Genomic DNA, 16,001 nt, shown 5'->3' with positions numbered 1-16,001 from the left:
CTCCCACAGGGAAATGCATTCCAAATGTGGGAGCAGGCTTGCCTGCGATAAGAGCGACTCGGTCTTAGATCAGCCCTCGCGCACCATATCCACATGCGGAATCCCGACTTCAAGGAATTCGTCACTGACGATCTTGAAGCCCAGTCGCTCGTAAAACGGCGCCGCGTACACCTGCGCGCTGAGGAACTGCCGCGTCTGGCCGCGTTTCTCGGCCTGGCCGATCACCGCTTCCATCAGCTTGTCGCCGACCTTCAGCCCGCGCCAGTCCTTGAGCACCGACACGCGGCCGATCTCGCCGCTGGGCAGCAGGCGTGCGGTGCCAATCGGAAAGTCGCCCTCGAACGCCAGGAAATGCATGGCGTCTGCGTCGTCGGCATCCCACTCAAGCTCCGGGGGAACCGATTGTTCAGCGACAAATACCGCTTCACGAATGCGCCGAATCTCGACTATATCCTTATGCCAGTCCGCGACACTTACGTGAATCCTATTCATCGGCAAACCCCAGGCTTCCTTGCTTGACCAGCTCGCACAGCAGGTCGCGAGCGTCTTCGTCCGCCAGCCAGGCGCCGAGGTTTTCGGCGTGCAGGGCATCGGCGGCGCACACCAGTTTCAGCAACTCACGCAGTTTGCCTGGCAGGTAACGGCTCTGGCCGCTGGCGAACAACAGCACGTCGTCGTCCACCTCGGACCAGGCCAGGCGTGCGCTTGGGTTGCGCACTAGAATCGCGCCGTCTTCCAGGCTGCTGATAAAGTCCTGCTCGTCGAGTTCTTCGCCGGCGACCAGTTCCGGGTAGCGTGGCTCAGTCATGAACTGGCCGAACCAGGTCAGCAGCATGCGCTCGTCGCTCATGTGCTCGGCCAGCAGGCTCTTGAGGCGGTCGAGGGCGTCGCTCTGGATCTGGTGCGGGTCGCTTGCCGGCTGGGCGTCGGCGTCGGTGTAGCGCTCTTCATCCGTCAGGTACTGGCTGAGGAAGTCGGTGAAGTGGGTCAGCACTTCGGCGGCGCTCGGTGCACGGAAGCCGACCGAGTAGGTCATGCAATCGTCTTCGGCGATGCCGAAGTGCGCCAGGCGTGGCGGCAGGTACAGCATGTCGCCCGGTTCCAGCACCCATTCGGCGCTTTCTTCGAATTCGGCGAGGATGCGCAGGTCGGCGTGTTGCAGCAATGGGCTTTCGGAGCTGCACATCTGGCCGATTTTCCAGTTGCGCTTGCCTTGGGCTTGCAGCAGGAACACGTCGTAGTTATCGAAGTGCGGACCGACGCTGCCACCGGGCGCGGCAAAGCTGATCATCACGTCGTCGATGCGCCAGCTCGGCAGGAAGCGAAACTGCTCGAGCAGTTCGGCGACTTCCGGCACGAACTGGTCGACTGCCTGCACCAGCAGGGTCCACTCGCGCTCCGGCAGGGTGCTGAAGGTGTCTTCGGCGAACGGGCCGCGGCGCAGTTCCCACGGACGCTCGCCATGTTCGATGACCAGGCGCGATTCGACTTCCTCTTCCAGGGCCAGGCCAGCGAGTTCGTCGGCGTCGATCGGGCTTTCGAAATCAGGAATGGCCTGACGGATCAGCAGCGGCTTTTTCTGCCAGTAGTCGCGCAGGAATTCCCGTGCAGTGATGCCGCCAAGAAGTTGAAGAGGGATATCAGGATTCATGTGTAACCTATTGAAAAAAAGCACTTTTCAGACTTGAATAAAAACGCCCGGCGCGGCCGGGCGTCTCAAAGGGTCGAGCGATGATCAGATGCGCTTGGCTTGCTCTACAGCGTTGCCGATGTAGTTGGCCGGAGTGAGCAGTTTCAGCTCGGCCTTGGCGGCGGCTGGCATGTCCAGGCCGTCGATGAAAGTTTGCAGTGCTTCAGGGCTGATGCCCTTGCCGCGCGTCAACTCTTTCAGCTTTTCGTACGGGTTTTCGATGTTGTAACGGCGCATCACGGTCTGGATTGGCTCGGCCAGGACTTCCCAGCAGGCGTCCAGGTCGGCAGCGATTTTCTGCTCATTCAGCTCAAGCTTGCTGATGCCCTTGAGGCTGGCTTCGTACGCGATCACGCTGTGAGCGAAGCCCACGCCGAGGTTGCGCAGTACGGTGGAGTCAGTCAGGTCGCGCTGCCAGCGGGAGATTGGCAACTTGCTGGCCAAGTGCTGGAACAGGGCGTTGGCGATGCCGAGGTTGCCTTCGGAGTTTTCGAAGTCGATCGGGTTGACCTTGTGCGGCATGGTCGACGAACCGATTTCACCGGCAATCGTGCGCTGCTTGAAGTAGCCCAGGGAGATGTAACCCCAGATATCGCGGTCGAAGTCGATCAGGATGGTGTTGAAGCGCGCAATGGCGTCGAACAGCTCGGCGATGTAGTCGTGCGGTTCAATCTGCGTGGTGTACGGGTTAAAGCCCAAGCCCAGTTCGTCTTCGATAAAGGCGCGGGCATTTTCTTCCCAGTTGATTTCTGGATAGGCGGAGAGGTGGGCGTTGTAGTTGCCCACTGCGCCGTTGATCTTGCCCAGCAGCGGTACGGCGGCGACTTGAGCGATCTGGCGCTCCAGGCGGTACACCACGTTGGCCAGTTCTTTGCCCAGGGTGGTCGGCGAAGCCGGTTGGCCGTGGGTGCGCGACAGCATCGGCACGGCGGCGAAACGGATGGCCAGTTCGCGGATGGCTTCGGCGGTCTGGCGCATCAGTGGCAGCATCACGTCATCACGGCCTTCGCGCAGCATCAGGGCGTGGGACAGGTTGTTGATGTCCTCGCTGGTGCAGGCAAAGTGGATGAACTCGCTGACCTGGGCCAGTTCCGGCAGCTTGGCCGCTTGCTCTTTGAGCAGGTATTCGATGGCTTTGACGTCGTGGTTGGTGGTGCGCTCGATCTCTTTCACACGCTCGGCGTGCTCTAGGGAGAAGTTTTCCGCCAGGGTGTTGAGCACGGCGTTGGCTTCGGCGGAAAACGCCGGCACTTCGCTGATGGCAGGGTGAGCGGCCAGGCGCTGGAGCCAGCGCACTTCAACCAGAACGCGAGCACGGATCAGGCCGTATTCGCTGAAAATAGGGCGCAGGGCCTGGGTTTTGCCGGCGTAGCGGCCGTCAACAGGGGAAACCGCAGTGAGCGAAGAAAGCTGCATGGGGTGTTCTCGGACAGTCGGGCAACGAAATGGGGCGCGTATCATACATGAAAAAATCCGCCGGTCCGTTGCCAACTGACCGGCGTATTACGCGTGAGGCTATAAAAATTCGGTTGCGGCGACTTATTCGTTGCGCATCAACGGGTAAAGCTCTTTAAGCAATTTGCGTCGGCTGATCACCAGCTGCCAGCGATGCCCGCCCAACTGCCGCCACAACCGCGCCGAACGAATACCCGCCAGGAGCAGGGCGCGGATTTTCGAGGCGTTGTTCGGTTGTTGCAGGTTGCGCATGTCGCCGTGCACCTGGATGCGCTGGCGCAAGGTGCTCAGGGTGTCCTGGTACAGCGCACCGCAGGCGGCGATCACGTTTTCGTGGGCCGGGCCGAAGTGTTCCACCTGGGACTGAATCTGCGGCAGGCGCTTGCCGATGATCTCCAGCATGTCTTCACGTTTGGCCAATTGACGCTCCAGGCCGAGCATCGACAGCGCGTAGCGCAACGGCTCGCGCTGCAGGGTGCTGGGGTCGCGCTCCAGCGCGCCGACCAGCGCGCGATAGCCTTCGCGCAGCGCCAGGTCATCGCCACCGTAGACTTCGAGGGTGTCCTTGGGGTCGCGGATCAGCAGGCTGCCGAGCATGCAGGTCAGGCCGGCCTCGGTGACCTGGCCGGTCTTGGCGATCTTGTCCACCAGCACCGCCGCGAGGAAAACCCCGCCGAGCGCCGTCAATTGCTCCTGGGTCGGGCTCATGCCGGGTTGCTCCAGGCTTCGGCGACTTCAATCACGCCGCCGCCCAGGCAGATTTCGCCGTCATAGAACACCACGGACTGGCCCGGGGTGACCGCGCGTTGCGGGTCATCGAAGGTGGCGCGGTAGCCGGTGGCGGTTTTTTCCAGGGTGCAGGGCTGGTCGCTCTGGCGGTAGCGCACTTTGGCGGTCAGGCGGCGCGGGGTGCTCAGGTCGATCGGGTTGACCCAGTAGATCTCCGAAGCCAGCAGCGCGCCCGAGAACAGCAGCGGGTGTTCGTTGCCTTGGCCGACGATCAGCACGTTGTGCTCCAGGTCCTTGACCAGCACGTACCACGGCTCTTCACCGGCGTCTTTCAAGCCGCCGATGCCCAGGCCCTGGCGCTGGCCGATGGTGTGGTACATCAGGCCATGGTGGCGGCCGATGACATCGCCCTCAGTGGTCTTGATTTCGCCTGGCTGGGCCGGCAGGTACTGCTTGAGGAAGTCGCTGAAGCGGCGTTCGCCGATAAAGCAGATCCCGGTGGAGTCTTTTTTCTTGGCGGTGGCCAGGCCGTGTTTCTCGGCGATCCTGCGCACTTCGGGTTTTTCCAGCTCGCCCACCGGGAACAGGGTCTTGGCGATCTGTTCGCCGCCGACGGCGTGCAGGAAATAGCTCTGGTCCTTGTTCGGGTCCAGGCCTTTAAGCAGTTCGGTGCGGCCGTCGATATCACGACGGCGCACGTAGTGGCCAGTGGCAATCAGGTCGGCGCCAAGGATCATGGCGTAGTCGAGGAACGCCTTGAACTTGATCTCGCGGTTGCACAGGATGTCCGGGTTCGGCGTGCGGCCGGCCTTGTATTCAGCCAGGAAGTGCTCGAACACGTTGTCCCAGTACTCGGCGGCGAAGTTGGCGGTGTGCAGCTTGATACCGATCTTGTCGCACACGGCCTGGGCGTCCGCCAGGTCGTCCATGGCGGTGCAATATTCCGTTCCATCGTCTTCTTCCCAGTTCTTCATGAACAGGCCTTCCACCTCATAACCCTGCTCCATGAGCAGAACGGCGGAAACGGAAGAATCCACGCCGCCGGACATACCGACGATGACGCGCTTCTTTTGTGTGTCAGAAGGGGCTGGATCACGCATAGGGTTTCAACGGGTGTCTTGAAAAAGGACGCGATTCTATCAGGCCCTAGCCCTCAAGGCTAAAGAGAAGGCCGGATCAATTCGAGACTGTGGCGCTGGCCGCTCAAATAATCATCGATACACCGGATGATCAGCTCGCTACGCCAGGCGTCACGCAGGGCCATCAGCTCGTCACGGGTGAGCCAGCGCGCACGCACGATGCCTTCGTCGAGTTGATAGTCTGGGTGGTGTTTCAGCGCCTTGGCGGTGAAGCACACGCGCTGGTAGGTCACGCCATTGCTGGGCGCGGTGTACAGGTAGATCCCGACAATGCCGGTGGCTTCGACGTCCCAGCCGGTTTCCTCGAGGGTTTCGCGCACGGCGGCCTCGGTCAGGGTTTCGTTCGGGTCCAGGTGGCCGGCGGGCTGGTTGAGCACGGCGCGGCCGCCCTTGAGTTCTTCGACCATCAGGAAGCGGCCGTGGTCTTCGACGATGGTGGCGACGGTGATGTGGGGTTGCCAGGTCATAAGCGGCTCTCGATGTGGGCGGGTGCATAAGCAAACGGCATGTCGCGCCTGACATTTTATGATTTTACCCAGGCGTGGCTGCGGCGCAGTTTAACGCTCCAGAGCAGTCGCCACTGGAGAAATGTAATGAAGCCCATTGCCCACAAAAGTTATGAAGTACGTCTTACATCGCCGTTGCCCATTGCCTTCATTCTTCTGTGGAGCTCCGGGTACATCGGCGGCGCATTCGGTGTGCGCTATGGCGAGCCCTTCACCATGACGTTCTATCGCTTTGCCCTGGCGGCTTTGGTTTTCCTGGGGGTGGCGCTCGCCATCAAGGCTGAGTGGCCGAAACGGCTGACGCCTTATCTCCATGCAGCCGCCGTGGGTCTGCTCCTGCAGGCCCTGCAGTTCGGTGGGCTCTACACCGGGATCAGCCAGGGCGTTCCAGCTGGGCAGGCTGCCTTGATTGTGGGTTTGATGCCGGTATTCGTGGTGATCGGTGCGTATTTCTGCCTCGGCGAAGACTTGCGATGGCGTGACCTGCCCGGTTCGATCCTGGGCGTCGGCGGCGTTGCCATCGTCGTGGCCAGCAGTTTTTCTGGTTCCGAGGCAGCCCTCGGCGGTTATGGCGCGGTTGGCTTGGCTTTGCTGGGAATCACGCTTGGAACGCTCTATCAGAAGCGCTTTCTCGGCGGCGTCAATTTATGGGTGGGTTGTTTCATTCAGATGGCCATCGCGTCGTTTGTCATGGGGGGACTCGCTTACACCACGGAAACCATGCAGGTCACCGAGTGGGCGCCATTCGCCGCCTCTGTGGCGTGGATCACTGTGATGAACTCCGTAGGGGCGCTGACGTTGTTGTATTTGATGATTAGGCGAGGGGAGGCGAGTAAGGCGACCAACTTGTTTCATGTTATTCCGGCCGTCACCCAGATCATGGCGTCGTTGGTGTTGGGTGAGGTGCCGAGTGCGGTGGCGATTGTGGGGTTTGTTGTTTCTGGCTGTGGGGTTTACTGGATGAATCATGTACGTGGCAAGTAGCTGGTCTTGACAGATATAGCGAGCGCCTTGCACTAATGGCGAGGAATATTCACTCACTCGCATGGGTGCTTCATGAGAGTCAATCTTGATATTCAGTCGCTGCGAAGTTTTCTCAAGGTCGCAGAGCTGGGCAGTTTCACCCGGGCTGCGCAAGCGTTGAGCCTGACCCAGCCGGCAATCAGCCAGCAAATTCGACGACTTGAGGATTTGCTGGGCGTCGCGCTTTTTGCCCGCGACAATCGACAGGTGTTGCTCACCCTCGAAGGAGAGCGCCTGAGCGGTTATGCCCAGCAGATGGTCGTCGTTAACGACAAGGTGGGTAGCCTGTTTGATGTCAGTCGCGCTCAAGAGTCCGTGACGCTGGGTATTCCCGAATATTTCAGCGAGGAAATCCTGCAGCGCATTATTCCTGTTGTGGCGCTTGAGTTGCCTTCAGTCCGAATTGTGGTCAAGGTCGCGCGTTCCATGTTGCTTGCAGAGGCGTTCAGTGATGGGCGAATCGATATCGGCCTGATGATTGATGAGCTGCCAAAAGTCGCTGGCGTGCCTTTGCATACGCTTTCGTTGATGTGGTTGGGGGGCGAGCGTGCGTTAGCCCCGGTCGAAGGGCAGGAGATTTCGCTGGCCCTGTTCAAGGCGCCCTGCGTGTTCAGGAGCTTGGCTATTCGGCGTTTGGAGGAGAGCGGCATCAGGTGGCGCTGTGTGTACGAATGTGAAGACTTGATGTCGCTGCGTTCAGCGGTCCAGGCGGGAGTCGGCGTGACGCTTTTACCATGGCTTGCTCAAGTGCCGGGCCTGAAAAACCTCGAAGCGCTGGCGCATTTGCCTGCGCTGCCGGGGTTTGGGGTCGAGCTCAAGCAGAGGGTGGGCTGGGAGCCTTGGTACAGGCCCCGGCTCCTGGCAATTATCGAGGCCGCGTGGCGCAACGAGTACGGCATTGCGTAAGTGCTGAAAACACAAACCCCGGCACGTGGCCGGGGTGTGTGATGCATCCTTACAACCTTACTTCAACTTGGCAATGGCCGCGTTCAGTGTGTTGCTTGGGCGCATGGCTTTGCTGGTCAGCTCGGGGTTCGGCGCGTAGTAGCCGCCGATGTCCACGGGCTTGCCCTGTACGGCGTTCAGCTCGGCAACGATGGTCGCCTCGTTGTCGGCCAGGGTTTTCGCCAGTTCGCCGAACTGCGCTTGCAGTGCAGTGTCTTCGGTCTGGGCGGCCAGGGCTTGGGCCCAGTACAGCGCCAGGTAGAAGTGGCTGCCGCGGTTGTCGATGTTGCCGACTTTGCGCGATGGCGACTTGTTGTTGTCGAGGAACTGGCCGGTGGCCTGGTCCAGGGTCTTGGACAGCACCAGGGCTTTCGGGTTGTTGTACGTCACACCCAAATGCTCAAGGGACGCGGCCAGGGCCAGGAACTCGCCCAGGGAATCCCAGCGCAGGAAGTTCTCTTCAACCAGTTGCTGCACGTGCTTGGGCGCCGAGCCGCCGGCGCCGGTTTCGAACAGGCCACCGCCGTTCATCAGCGGTACGATCGACAGCATCTTGGCGCTGGTGCCCAGTTCCATGATCGGGAACAGGTCGGTCAGGTAGTCGCGCAGTACGTTACCGGTCACCGAGATGGTGTCCAGGCCCTTGCGGGTGCGCTCCAGGGTGAACTTCATCGCGTCGACCGGCGACATGATGCGGATGTCCAGGCCGTCGGTGTTGTGGTCTTTCAGGTAAGCCTGAACTTTCTCGACCACGACGCCGTCGTGCGCGCGCTGTGGGTCCAGCCAGAAAATGGCTGGGGTGTTGCTGGCGCGTGCACGGTTGACGGCCAGTTTGACCCAGTCCTGGATCGGCGCGTCTTTGGTCTGGCACATGCGGAAGATATCGCCGGCTTCGACGTTCTGTTCCATCAGCAGGTTGCCCTTGCTGTCGGTGGCGCGGACTACGCCGTCAGCCTTGATCTGGAAGGTCTTGTCGTGGGAACCGTACTCTTCGGCTTTCTTCGCCATCAGGCCAACGTTTGGCACGCTGCCCATGGTGGTTGGGTCGAATGCGCCATTGGCCTTGCAGTCTTCGATGACCGCCTGGTAGATGGTGGCGTAGCAGCGGTCCGGGATCACGGCCTTGGTGTCGTGCAGCTGGCCGTCGGTGCCCCACATTTTGCCGGAGTCACGGATCATGGCTGGCATCGAGGCGTCGACGATCACGTCGCTCGGCACGTGCAGGTTGGTGATGCCCTTGTCGGAGTTGACCATCGCCAGCGAAGGGCGAGCGGCGTAGACCGCCTGAATGTCAGCTTCGATCTGCGCTTGCTGGTCGGCCGGCAGGGCCTTGATGCGAGCGTACAGGTCGCCGATGCCGTTGTTCAGGTTGAAGCCGATCTGCTCCAGCACGGCAGCGTGCTTGGCCAGGGCGTCTTTGTAGAACTCGGCAACGATCTGGCCGAACATGATCGGGTCGGAGACCTTCATCATCGTGGCTTTGAGGTGAACCGACAGCAGCACGCCTTGCTTCTTGGCGTCTTCGATTTCAGCGGCGATGAAGCTGCGCAGGGCGTTCTTGCTCAGCACGGCGGTGTCGATGATCTCGCCGGCTTGAACCGAGGTCTTCTCTTTCAGGACGGTCGCGGTGCCGTCTTTGGCGATCAGCTCGATTTTGACAGCATCGGCTGCTTCGATCTGCACGGCTTTTTCGCTGCCGTAGAAGTCGCCGCTGGTCATGTGGGCAATGTGCGACTTGGAGTCGGCCGCCCAGGCGCCCATTTTGTGCGGGTGCTTGCGCGCGTAGTTCTTGACCGACAGCGGTGCGCGGCGGTCGGAGTTGCCTTCGCGCAGTACCGGGTTCACGGCGCTGCCCTTGACCTTGTCGTAACGTGCACGGGTTTCTTTTTCCGCGTCGGTGGTTACGGTTTCCGGGTAGTCCGGCAGGGCGTAGCCCAGGGCCTGCAGTTCCTTGATCGCCGCTTGCAGCTGCGGGGTCGAGGCACTGATGTTAGGCAGCTTGATGATGTTGGCTTCAGGCGTAACGGCCAGGTCGCCCAGTTCGGCGAGGTGGTCCGGGATAGCCTTGTCGCCCAGTTGCTCGGGGAAGCTTGCGAGGATGCGCCCTGCGAGGGAGATGTCGCGGGTTTCCACAGCAATATCAGCGGAAGCGGTGAAGGCCTCTACGATAGGCAGCAGTGAATAGGTGGCGAGGGCTGGGGCTTCGTCGGTGAAGGTATAGATGATCTTCGAGCGGGTGGGCATATTCGGATTAACTCTCTTCTTTGCTGAAAGCGTGCGCAGAAACTCGAGATGCGCCGGGTGGAGCGCGTTCGTTCAAAGTCATCCATGAGCGAAATGTCGAGGTTTCTTCGCGGTGATGTTGGGTTGCATCAGTCGAGCGTCAAGCGGGTGGACTATTGTATTAGTCCTGCTTTGTGGGCTGAGGGCATCTGTCTAGAGCGGTCAGCCGTCGTGACTCTTTGGTCAGCGGCGGCATTATACATAGGTCGCTATGCTTACGCCGAGCCTTCATACAAAAGGTGTGTCGTCCATTGGTCTAAAGGTCGCAGGCGCCCAGCCCCGACCAAAGTCGCACGATGTGCTCAAGATTGGCGATTTTGCCTTTGCTTTCAGGCTTGTAGGCGACAATTTATGCTGTTTTCGATGCAAATGAGCATGGCGCGAGGTTTCAGTCGCCATTTATCTGGAGTAGGCTCGAACGCAGCCAGATGTTCAATCCATAGATGGAGTTCAGCATGGGATACAAGAAGATTCAGGTTCCGGCAGTCGGCGACAAAATCACCGTCAATGCAGACCATTCTCTCAATGTTCCTGACCAACCGATCATCCCCTATATTGAAGGTGACGGTATTGGCGTCGACATCAGCCCGGTGATGATCAAGGTGGTCGACGCAGCTGTTGAAAAAGCCTACGGCGGCAAGCGAAAGATTTCCTGGATGGAGGTGTATGCCGGCGAGAAGGCGACTCAAGTCTACGACCAGGACACCTGGCTGCCCCAGGAAACCCTGGACGCGGTCAAGGATTACGTGGTGTCCATCAAGGGCCCGCTGACCACGCCGGTCGGTGGCGGGATCCGCTCGCTGAACGTGGCCCTGCGCCAGCAACTCGATTTGTACGTGTGCTTGCGCCCGGTGCGCTGGTTCGAAGGCGTGCCCAGCCCGGTCAAGAAACCCGGCGACGTGGACATGACGATTTTCCGTGAGAACTCCGAAGATATTTACGCCGGGATCGAGTGGAAAGCCGGTTCGCCGGAAGCGATCAAGGTGATCAAGTTCCTGAAAGAGGAAATGGGCGTTACCAAGATCCGTTTCGACCAGGATTGCGGGATTGGCATCAAGCCGGTCTCCAAGGAGGGCACCCAGCGCCTGGCGCGCAAGGCCCTGCAATACGTGGTGGATAACGATCGCGATTCGCTGACCATCGTGCACAAAGGCAACATCATGAAGTTCACCGAGGGTGCCTTCAAGGAGTGGGCCTATGAAGTGGCGGCGCAGGAGTTCGGCGCGACCTTGCTCGACGGCGGCCCGTGGATGCAGTTCAAGAACCCGAAGACCGGCAAGAAAGTAGTGGTCAAGGACGCGATTGCCGATGCAATGCTCCAGCAGATCCTGCTGCGTCCGGCTGAATATGACGTGATTGCTACGCTTAACCTGAATGGCGACTACCTGTCTGACGCCCTGGCGGCGGAAGTGGGCGGCATTGGTATTGCGCCGGGGGCCAACCTGTCCGACACCGTGGCGATGTTCGAGGCCACCCACGGCACCGCGCCGAAATACGCGGGCAAGGACCAGGTCAACCCAGGCTCATTGATCTTGTCAGCAGAAATGATGCTGCGCCACATGGGGTGGGTCGAGGCGGCGGACCTGATCATCAAGGGCACCAACGGCGCGATCTCGGCCAAGACCGTGACCTATGACTTCGAGCGGCTGATGGACGGCGCGAAACTGGTGTCGTCTTCCGGCTTTGGTGATGCGTTGATTTCGCATATGTAAGCAAGCTAACCATAAAAACGGCCGCCTCATGTTGATTGGGGCGGCCGTTTTTTATCGTTAGCTGCATGCTCGGCAGCGATTCAGGCCGTATGCGTTTCTTTTTCGCCAGCGTGCGATGCGGCAGGCGCTGCAACCGTGTCGGCTTGCTCTGTACTGATATTCACTGCATGCAGCCCTTTAGGGCCCTGGATGATGTCAAACTCCACACCTTGGCCAGCTTTCAGGGTCTTGTATCCATCCATCCTGATTTCTGAAAAATGCGCAAACAGGTCCTCGGACTTGCCATCCTCGATAATAAATCCGTAGCCCTTCGCGTTGTTAAACCATTTGACCTTGCCACTGATCTTGACGCCAGACATAACCATATCCCTCTGCACCAGACTCCATCACTGGAGTATCATCCAGTTTATCCGTCCTAACCCGAATAAATAAGGTTGACTGCGCGGACCTTTTTTACCCACTGTGGGTTCTATTGGTTGTAACACCGTTTCGCCGATAGTCAAGGCGACCAGTCGGTCAGCAGTTGAAATTCTGACAGGTCGCCCCCACCACTGTATTTGAACCACTGACGAACCATTCTTTCCATGCATGCAAACAGCCAGATTCGACTAACATTCAATCAGGATCGACCGGATCACGAGCACGATGACGACGGTTCTGCAGGCATTGCTGTTCAGGAGGCCAAGCCTGCTTTACAGGCGCCGCCGATGTACAAGGTGGTTTTGTTCAACGATGACTACACACCGATGGATTTCGTGGTCGAAGTACTCGAGGTGTTTTTTAACCTGAACCGCGAGTTGGCGACCAAGGTAATGCTGGCCGTTCACACAGAAGGACGGGCAGTATGTGGAGTGTTTACCCGCGACATCGCCGAGACAAAGGCCATGCAGGTCAACCAGTACGCCAGGGAAAGCCAGCATCCGCTACTCTGTGAAATCGAGAAGGACGGTTAACGCCGACCACTTGGGTATGAGGTGAAGCTATGTTAAACCGCGAGCTCGAAGTCACCCTCAATCTTGCCTTCAAGGAGGCCCGTTCGAAGCGTCATGAGTTCATGACCGTCGAGCACCTGCTGCTGGCACTTTTGGATAACGAAGCTGCCGCCACCGTTCTACGTGCGTGCGGCGCCAACCTCGACAAACTCAAGCATGACCTGCAGGAGTTTATCGACTCCACCACGCCACTGATCCCCGTGCATGACGAGGACCGTGAAACCCAGCCAACCCTGGGCTTTCAGCGGGTATTGCAGCGTGCTGTATTCCACGTACAGAGCTCCGGTAAGCGTGAAGTCACGGGCGCCAACGTGCTTGTGGCGATCTTCAGCGAACAGGAAAGCCAGGCAGTGTTCCTGCTCAAGCAGCAGAGCGTTGCCCGTATTGATGTGGTCAACTACATCGCCCACGGTATCTCCAAGGTCCCGGGGCACGGCGATCATTCCGAGGGTGAGCAGGATATGCAGGACGACGAGGGCGGTGAGTCTTCTTCTTCGGGCAATCCATTGGATGCCTATGCCAGCAACCTCAATGAACTGGCGCGCCAGGGGCGGATCGATCCGCTCGTGGGGCGTGAGCTTGAGGTTGAGCGTGTAGCGCAGATCCTGGCTCGTCGTCGCAAGAACAACCCGTTGCTGGTGGGTGAGGCGGGCGTGGGTAAAACCGCGATTGCCGAAGGCTTGGCCAAGCGCATTGTCGACAACCAGGTGCCTGATCTGCTGGCTAATAGCGTCGTCTACTCCCTTGACCTGGGCGCGTTGCTCGCCGGGACCAAGTACCGTGGCGATTTCGAGAAACGCTTCAAGGCGTTGCTCGGCGAGCTGAAAAAACGCCCGCAGGCGATCCTGTTCATCGATGAAATCCACACCATCATTGGTGCCGGTGCGGCGTCCGGTGGGGTGATGGATGCCTCCAACCTGCTCAAGCCGCTGCTGTCGTCAGGCGATATTCGTTGCATCGGCTCGACCACGTTCCAGGAATTTCGCGGCATCTTTGAAAAAGACCGTGCCTTGGCGCGTCGCTTCCAGAAAGTCGATGTGTCCGAACCTTCGGTTGAAGACACCATCGGCATCCTGCGCGGGCTCAAGGGCCGCTTCGAAGCTCATCACGGCATCGAGTACACCGATGAAGCCTTGCGTGCAGCTGCCGAGCTGGCGTCGCGCTACATCAATGACCGGCACATGCCGGACAAGGCCATCGATGTGATCGACGAGGCGGGTGCCTACCAGCGCCTGCAGCCGGTAGAAAACCGCGTTAAGCGCATCGATGTGCCTGAGGTCGAGGACATCGTGGCGAAAATCGCGCGAATTCCGCCAAAACACGTCAACACGTCCGACCGCGAGCTGCTGCGTAACCTGGAGCGCGACCTGAAGCTGACCGTGTTTGGTCAGGATGCGGCCATCGACTCGCTGTCCACCGCGATCAAGCTGTCGCGTGCGGGGCTCAAGTCGCCGGACAAGCCAGTGGGTTCGTTCCTGTTTGCTGGTCCGACCGGCGTCGGCAAGACCGAGGCGGCACGCCAGTTGGCCAAGGCCATGGGGATCGAGCTGGTACGCTTCGACATGTCCGAATACATGGAGCGCCACACCGTGTCGCGCCTGATCGGTGCGCCTCCAGGCTATGTCGGGTTCGACCAGGGCGGCCTGTTGACTGAAGCGATCACCAAGCAGCCGCATTGCGTATTGCTGCTCGATGAAATCGAGAAGGCTCACCCGGAAGTCTTCAACCTGCTGCTGCAGGTGATGGACCACGGCACCCTGACCGACAACAATGGGCGCAAGGCGGACTTCCGCAACGTGATCGTGATCATGACCACCAACGCCGGTGCCGAAACCGCCGCGCGGGCCTCGATTGGCTTCAGCCATCAGGATCACTCTTCCGATGCGATGGAAGTGATCAAGAAAAGCTTTACGCCGGAGTTCCGCAACCGCCTGGATACGATTATCCAGTTTGGTCGCCTCAGTCACGAGGTTATCAAAAGCGTGGTGGACAAGTTCCTTACCGAGCTTCAAGCGCAGTTGGAAGACAAGCGCGTACAGCTGGAAGTGACAGATGCGGCACGCAGCTGGCTGGCCGAAGGTGGTTACGATGCGGCGATGGGTGCACGCCCGATGGCGCGTCTGATCCAGGACAAGATAAAGCGGCCATTGGCCGAAGAGATCCTGTTTGGCGAGCTGTCCGACCATGGTGGCGTGGTGCATATCGACTTGAAGGATGGCGAGCTGACCTTCGATTTCGAAACCACCGCCGAAATGGCCTGATCGTTACTGCAGTAAAACAAAAAGGCGCCGAAAGGCGCCTTTTTACTGTCTGTTTCAAGCATCGCAAATCGAATGTGGGAGCGGGCTTGCTCGCGAAATCGTTGTTTCAGTCGCAGGTGAGTTGACTGGTCCGCCGCTTTCGCGAGCAAGTCCGCTCCCACAAGGTTTGCAGTGGTGGGCAAACTGCACACACACAAAAACGCCCGGCATAACCGGGCGTTTTGTATTGACTTGCTTAACGAGCGCGGTAAGTGATGCGCCCTTTGCTCAAGTCATAGGGCGTCAGCTCGACGCGCACTTTGTCACCGGTAAGAATACGAATGTAGTTCTTGCGCATCTTGCCGGAGATATGCGCGGTTACGACGTGCCCATTTTCCAACTCCACACGAAACATGGTGTTGGGCAGGGTGTCGACGACAGTGCCTTCCATTTCGAAGCTGTCTTCTTTCGACATGCAGTAAAGCCCTCGGTATCCAGTGAATGGCCCGGTGCAACTGCGCCAGGCAAAAGCGGCGTGCATTGTGCCCGAAAAAGGGTGTTTAAGCCAAGGGGTTCTAGTTAAGCGTGACCCATCTTTGATTAATCAGCAGTTCTATGGGCCGATATTGGGTCTTGTAACTCATCTTTTTGCAGTTTTTGATCCAGTAACCGAGGTACACCGCCTCGAGTTCCTGGCGCATGGCTTCGCCAATCTGCCAGAGGATCGCGAAGCGCCCCAGGCTGCGGCGCTCTTGCGCCGGTTCATAGAAGGTGTAGACCGCTGACAGGCCGTTAGGCAGCAAATCGGTCACGGCAACCGCCACCAGGCGACCCTCGAGGCGGAACTCGTAAAAACGCGAGAAGGGCAGTTCGCGTACCAGGAAGGTGGAAAACTGGTCGCGACTGGGCGGGAACATATCGCCGTCGGCATGCCGTTGTTCGATGTAGCGCTGGTAAAGGTCGAAATATTCTTCGCTGAACTTGGGCTTGGCCGGGGTGACCGTGAGATCGGCGTTGCGCTTGAGAATGCGCTTCTGATTGCGGTCCGGTACAAACTGCGCCACGGGGATACGTGCCGGGACGCAGGCATTGCAGTTCTGGCAATGGGGCCGGTACAGGTGGTCGCCACTGCGCCGAAAACCCATTTCCGAGAGATCGGCGTACACATGCACGTCCATTGGCTGGCTGGGATCGAGGAACAGCGTGGTGGCCTGCTCGTCGGGCAGATAGCTGCAAGAGTGGGGTTGAGTGGCATAAAACTTCAAGCGCGCCAACTCGGTCATGATC

General features: G+C 59.3%; 15 protein-coding genes. 5 read left to right on the top strand and 10 right to left on the bottom strand.

What is annotated here, in order from left to right; all coding sequences use genetic code 11:
• Positions 1–69: 69 nt before the first annotated feature.
• From WBR57_RS20215 to WBR57_RS20190, 6 genes are all read right to left on the bottom strand, one after another.
• Positions 70–492 (bottom strand): GNAT family N-acetyltransferase, encoded by a 423-nt coding sequence (locus WBR57_RS20215; RefSeq protein WP_424085965.1) that lies wholly within the window; start codon positions 490–492, stop codon positions 70–72.
• The gene (locus WBR57_RS20210) at positions 485–1,651 is read right to left on the bottom strand and encodes a JmjC domain-containing protein (protein WP_424085963.1); all 1,167 of its coding nucleotides are present in this window, start codon (positions 1,649–1,651) and stop codon (positions 485–487) included. The genes WBR57_RS20215 and WBR57_RS20210 overlap by 8 nt, the downstream gene beginning before the upstream one ends.
• An 84-nt stretch (positions 1,652–1,735) precedes the next feature.
• Complete coding sequence (purB, locus tag WBR57_RS20205) at positions 1,736–3,106, bottom strand: adenylosuccinate lyase (protein ID WP_424085961.1); 1,371 nt, start codon at positions 3,104–3,106, stop codon at positions 1,736–1,738.
• Positions 3,107–3,229: 123 nt separating this feature from the next.
• A complete protein-coding gene (hflD, locus tag WBR57_RS20200) occupies positions 3,230–3,853 on the bottom strand; it encodes a high frequency lysogenization protein HflD (protein ID WP_424085959.1) in 624 nt (207 codons plus the stop codon).
• Positions 3,850–4,974, bottom strand: a complete 1,125-nt coding sequence (gene mnmA, locus WBR57_RS20195; RefSeq protein WP_424085957.1) for a tRNA 2-thiouridine(34) synthase MnmA — start codon at positions 4,972–4,974, stop codon at positions 3,850–3,852. The genes hflD and mnmA overlap by 4 nt, the downstream gene beginning before the upstream one ends.
• Positions 4,975–5,033: 59 nt before the next feature.
• Positions 5,034–5,480, bottom strand: a complete 447-nt coding sequence (locus WBR57_RS20190; protein WP_424085955.1) for an NUDIX hydrolase — start codon at positions 5,478–5,480, stop codon at positions 5,034–5,036.
• 126 nt (positions 5,481–5,606) lie between these two features.
• On the opposite strand from WBR57_RS20190, the gene WBR57_RS20185 reads away from it, so the two are divergent.
• Positions 5,607–6,503: a DMT family transporter gene (locus WBR57_RS20185; protein ID WP_424085953.1), complete on the top strand. Its 897-nt coding sequence runs from the start codon at positions 5,607–5,609 to the stop codon at positions 6,501–6,503.
• 72 nt (positions 6,504–6,575) lie between these two features.
• The gene (locus WBR57_RS20180) at positions 6,576–7,448 is read left to right on the top strand and encodes a LysR family transcriptional regulator (protein WP_424085951.1); all 873 of its coding nucleotides are present in this window, start codon (positions 6,576–6,578) and stop codon (positions 7,446–7,448) included.
• 57 nt (positions 7,449–7,505) lie between these two features.
• Here WBR57_RS20180 and WBR57_RS20175 read toward each other — a convergent pair whose 3' ends face one another.
• Positions 7,506–9,731 carry an NADP-dependent isocitrate dehydrogenase gene (locus tag WBR57_RS20175; protein WP_424085949.1) on the bottom strand — a complete coding sequence of 742 codons (2,226 nt, stop codon included), beginning with the start codon at positions 9,729–9,731 and terminating at the stop codon, positions 7,506–7,508.
• 494 nt (positions 9,732–10,225) lie between these two features.
• On the opposite strand from WBR57_RS20175, the gene icd reads away from it, so the two are divergent.
• Positions 10,226–11,482 (top strand): NADP-dependent isocitrate dehydrogenase, encoded by a 1,257-nt coding sequence (gene icd / locus WBR57_RS20170; RefSeq protein WP_424085947.1) that lies wholly within the window; start codon positions 10,226–10,228, stop codon positions 11,480–11,482.
• A gap of 80 nt (positions 11,483–11,562) precedes the next feature.
• Here the strand turns inward: icd and cspD are convergent, their stop codons facing one another.
• On the bottom strand, positions 11,563–11,841 hold the full coding sequence (cspD, locus tag WBR57_RS20165) for a cold shock domain-containing protein CspD (RefSeq protein ID WP_424085945.1): 279 nt from the start codon (positions 11,839–11,841) through the stop codon (positions 11,563–11,565).
• A 225-nt stretch (positions 11,842–12,066) separates the two neighbouring features.
• Here cspD and clpS point away from each other — a divergent pair, with 225 nt between their 5' ends.
• The gene (clpS, locus tag WBR57_RS20160) at positions 12,067–12,435 is read left to right on the top strand and encodes an ATP-dependent Clp protease adapter ClpS (RefSeq protein WP_101271708.1); all 369 of its coding nucleotides are present in this window, start codon (positions 12,067–12,069) and stop codon (positions 12,433–12,435) included.
• Positions 12,436–12,464: 29 nt separating this feature from the next.
• On the top strand, positions 12,465–14,735 hold the full coding sequence (gene clpA / locus WBR57_RS20155) for an ATP-dependent Clp protease ATP-binding subunit ClpA (protein ID WP_424085943.1): 2,271 nt from the start codon (positions 12,465–12,467) through the stop codon (positions 14,733–14,735).
• A 235-nt stretch (positions 14,736–14,970) separates the two neighbouring features.
• Here clpA and infA read toward each other — a convergent pair whose 3' ends face one another.
• Positions 14,971–15,189, bottom strand: a complete 219-nt coding sequence (gene infA, locus WBR57_RS20150; RefSeq protein WP_002553999.1) for a translation initiation factor IF-1 — start codon at positions 15,187–15,189, stop codon at positions 14,971–14,973.
• 100 nt (positions 15,190–15,289) lie between these two features.
• Entirely contained in the window at positions 15,290–15,997 is a 708-nt protein-coding gene (locus tag WBR57_RS20145) for an arginyltransferase (RefSeq protein WP_424085941.1), read from the bottom strand.
• Positions 15,998–16,001: the final 4 nt, after the last annotated feature.

The sequence above is a fragment of the Pseudomonas sp. genome (genome assembly GCF_049590575.1).
Lineage (GTDB): Bacteria > Pseudomonadota > Gammaproteobacteria > Pseudomonadales > Pseudomonadaceae > Aquipseudomonas.
Note: the sequence above shows the minus strand (reverse complement) of the source record. Positions and strands in the feature narration are given on the sequence as shown.

Excerpts from the sequence above, each read along its gene's own strand:
- WBR57_RS20215 (WP_424085965.1), bottom strand. The coding sequence starts at position 492 with ATGAATAGGATTCACGTAAGTGTCGCGGACTGGCATAAGGATATAGTC.
- WBR57_RS20210 (WP_424085963.1), bottom strand. The coding sequence starts at position 1,651 with ATGAATCCTGATATCCCTCTTCAACTTCTTGGCGGCATCACTGCACGG.
- purB (WP_424085961.1), bottom strand. The coding sequence starts at position 3,106 with ATGCAGCTTTCTTCGCTCACTGCGGTTTCCCCTGTTGACGGCCGCTAC.
- hflD (WP_424085959.1), bottom strand. The coding sequence starts at position 3,853 with ATGAGCCCGACCCAGGAGCAATTGACGGCGCTCGGCGGGGTTTTCCTC.
- mnmA (WP_424085957.1), bottom strand. The coding sequence starts at position 4,974 with ATGCGTGATCCAGCCCCTTCTGACACACAAAAGAAGCGCGTCATCGTC.
- WBR57_RS20190 (WP_424085955.1), bottom strand. The coding sequence starts at position 5,480 with ATGACCTGGCAACCCCACATCACCGTCGCCACCATCGTCGAAGACCAC.
- WBR57_RS20185 (WP_424085953.1), top strand. The coding sequence starts at position 5,607 with ATGAAGCCCATTGCCCACAAAAGTTATGAAGTACGTCTTACATCGCCG.
- WBR57_RS20180 (WP_424085951.1), top strand. The coding sequence starts at position 6,576 with ATGAGAGTCAATCTTGATATTCAGTCGCTGCGAAGTTTTCTCAAGGTC.
- WBR57_RS20175 (WP_424085949.1), bottom strand. The coding sequence starts at position 9,731 with ATGCCCACCCGCTCGAAGATCATCTATACCTTCACCGACGAAGCCCCA.
- icd (WP_424085947.1), top strand. The coding sequence starts at position 10,226 with ATGGGATACAAGAAGATTCAGGTTCCGGCAGTCGGCGACAAAATCACC.
- cspD (WP_424085945.1), bottom strand. The coding sequence starts at position 11,841 with ATGTCTGGCGTCAAGATCAGTGGCAAGGTCAAATGGTTTAACAACGCG.
- clpS (WP_101271708.1), top strand. The coding sequence starts at position 12,067 with ATGCATGCAAACAGCCAGATTCGACTAACATTCAATCAGGATCGACCG.
- clpA (WP_424085943.1), top strand. The coding sequence starts at position 12,465 with ATGTTAAACCGCGAGCTCGAAGTCACCCTCAATCTTGCCTTCAAGGAG.
- infA (WP_002553999.1), bottom strand. The coding sequence starts at position 15,189 with ATGTCGAAAGAAGACAGCTTCGAAATGGAAGGCACTGTCGTCGACACC.
- WBR57_RS20145 (WP_424085941.1), bottom strand. The coding sequence starts at position 15,997 with ATGACCGAGTTGGCGCGCTTGAAGTTTTATGCCACTCAACCCCACTCT.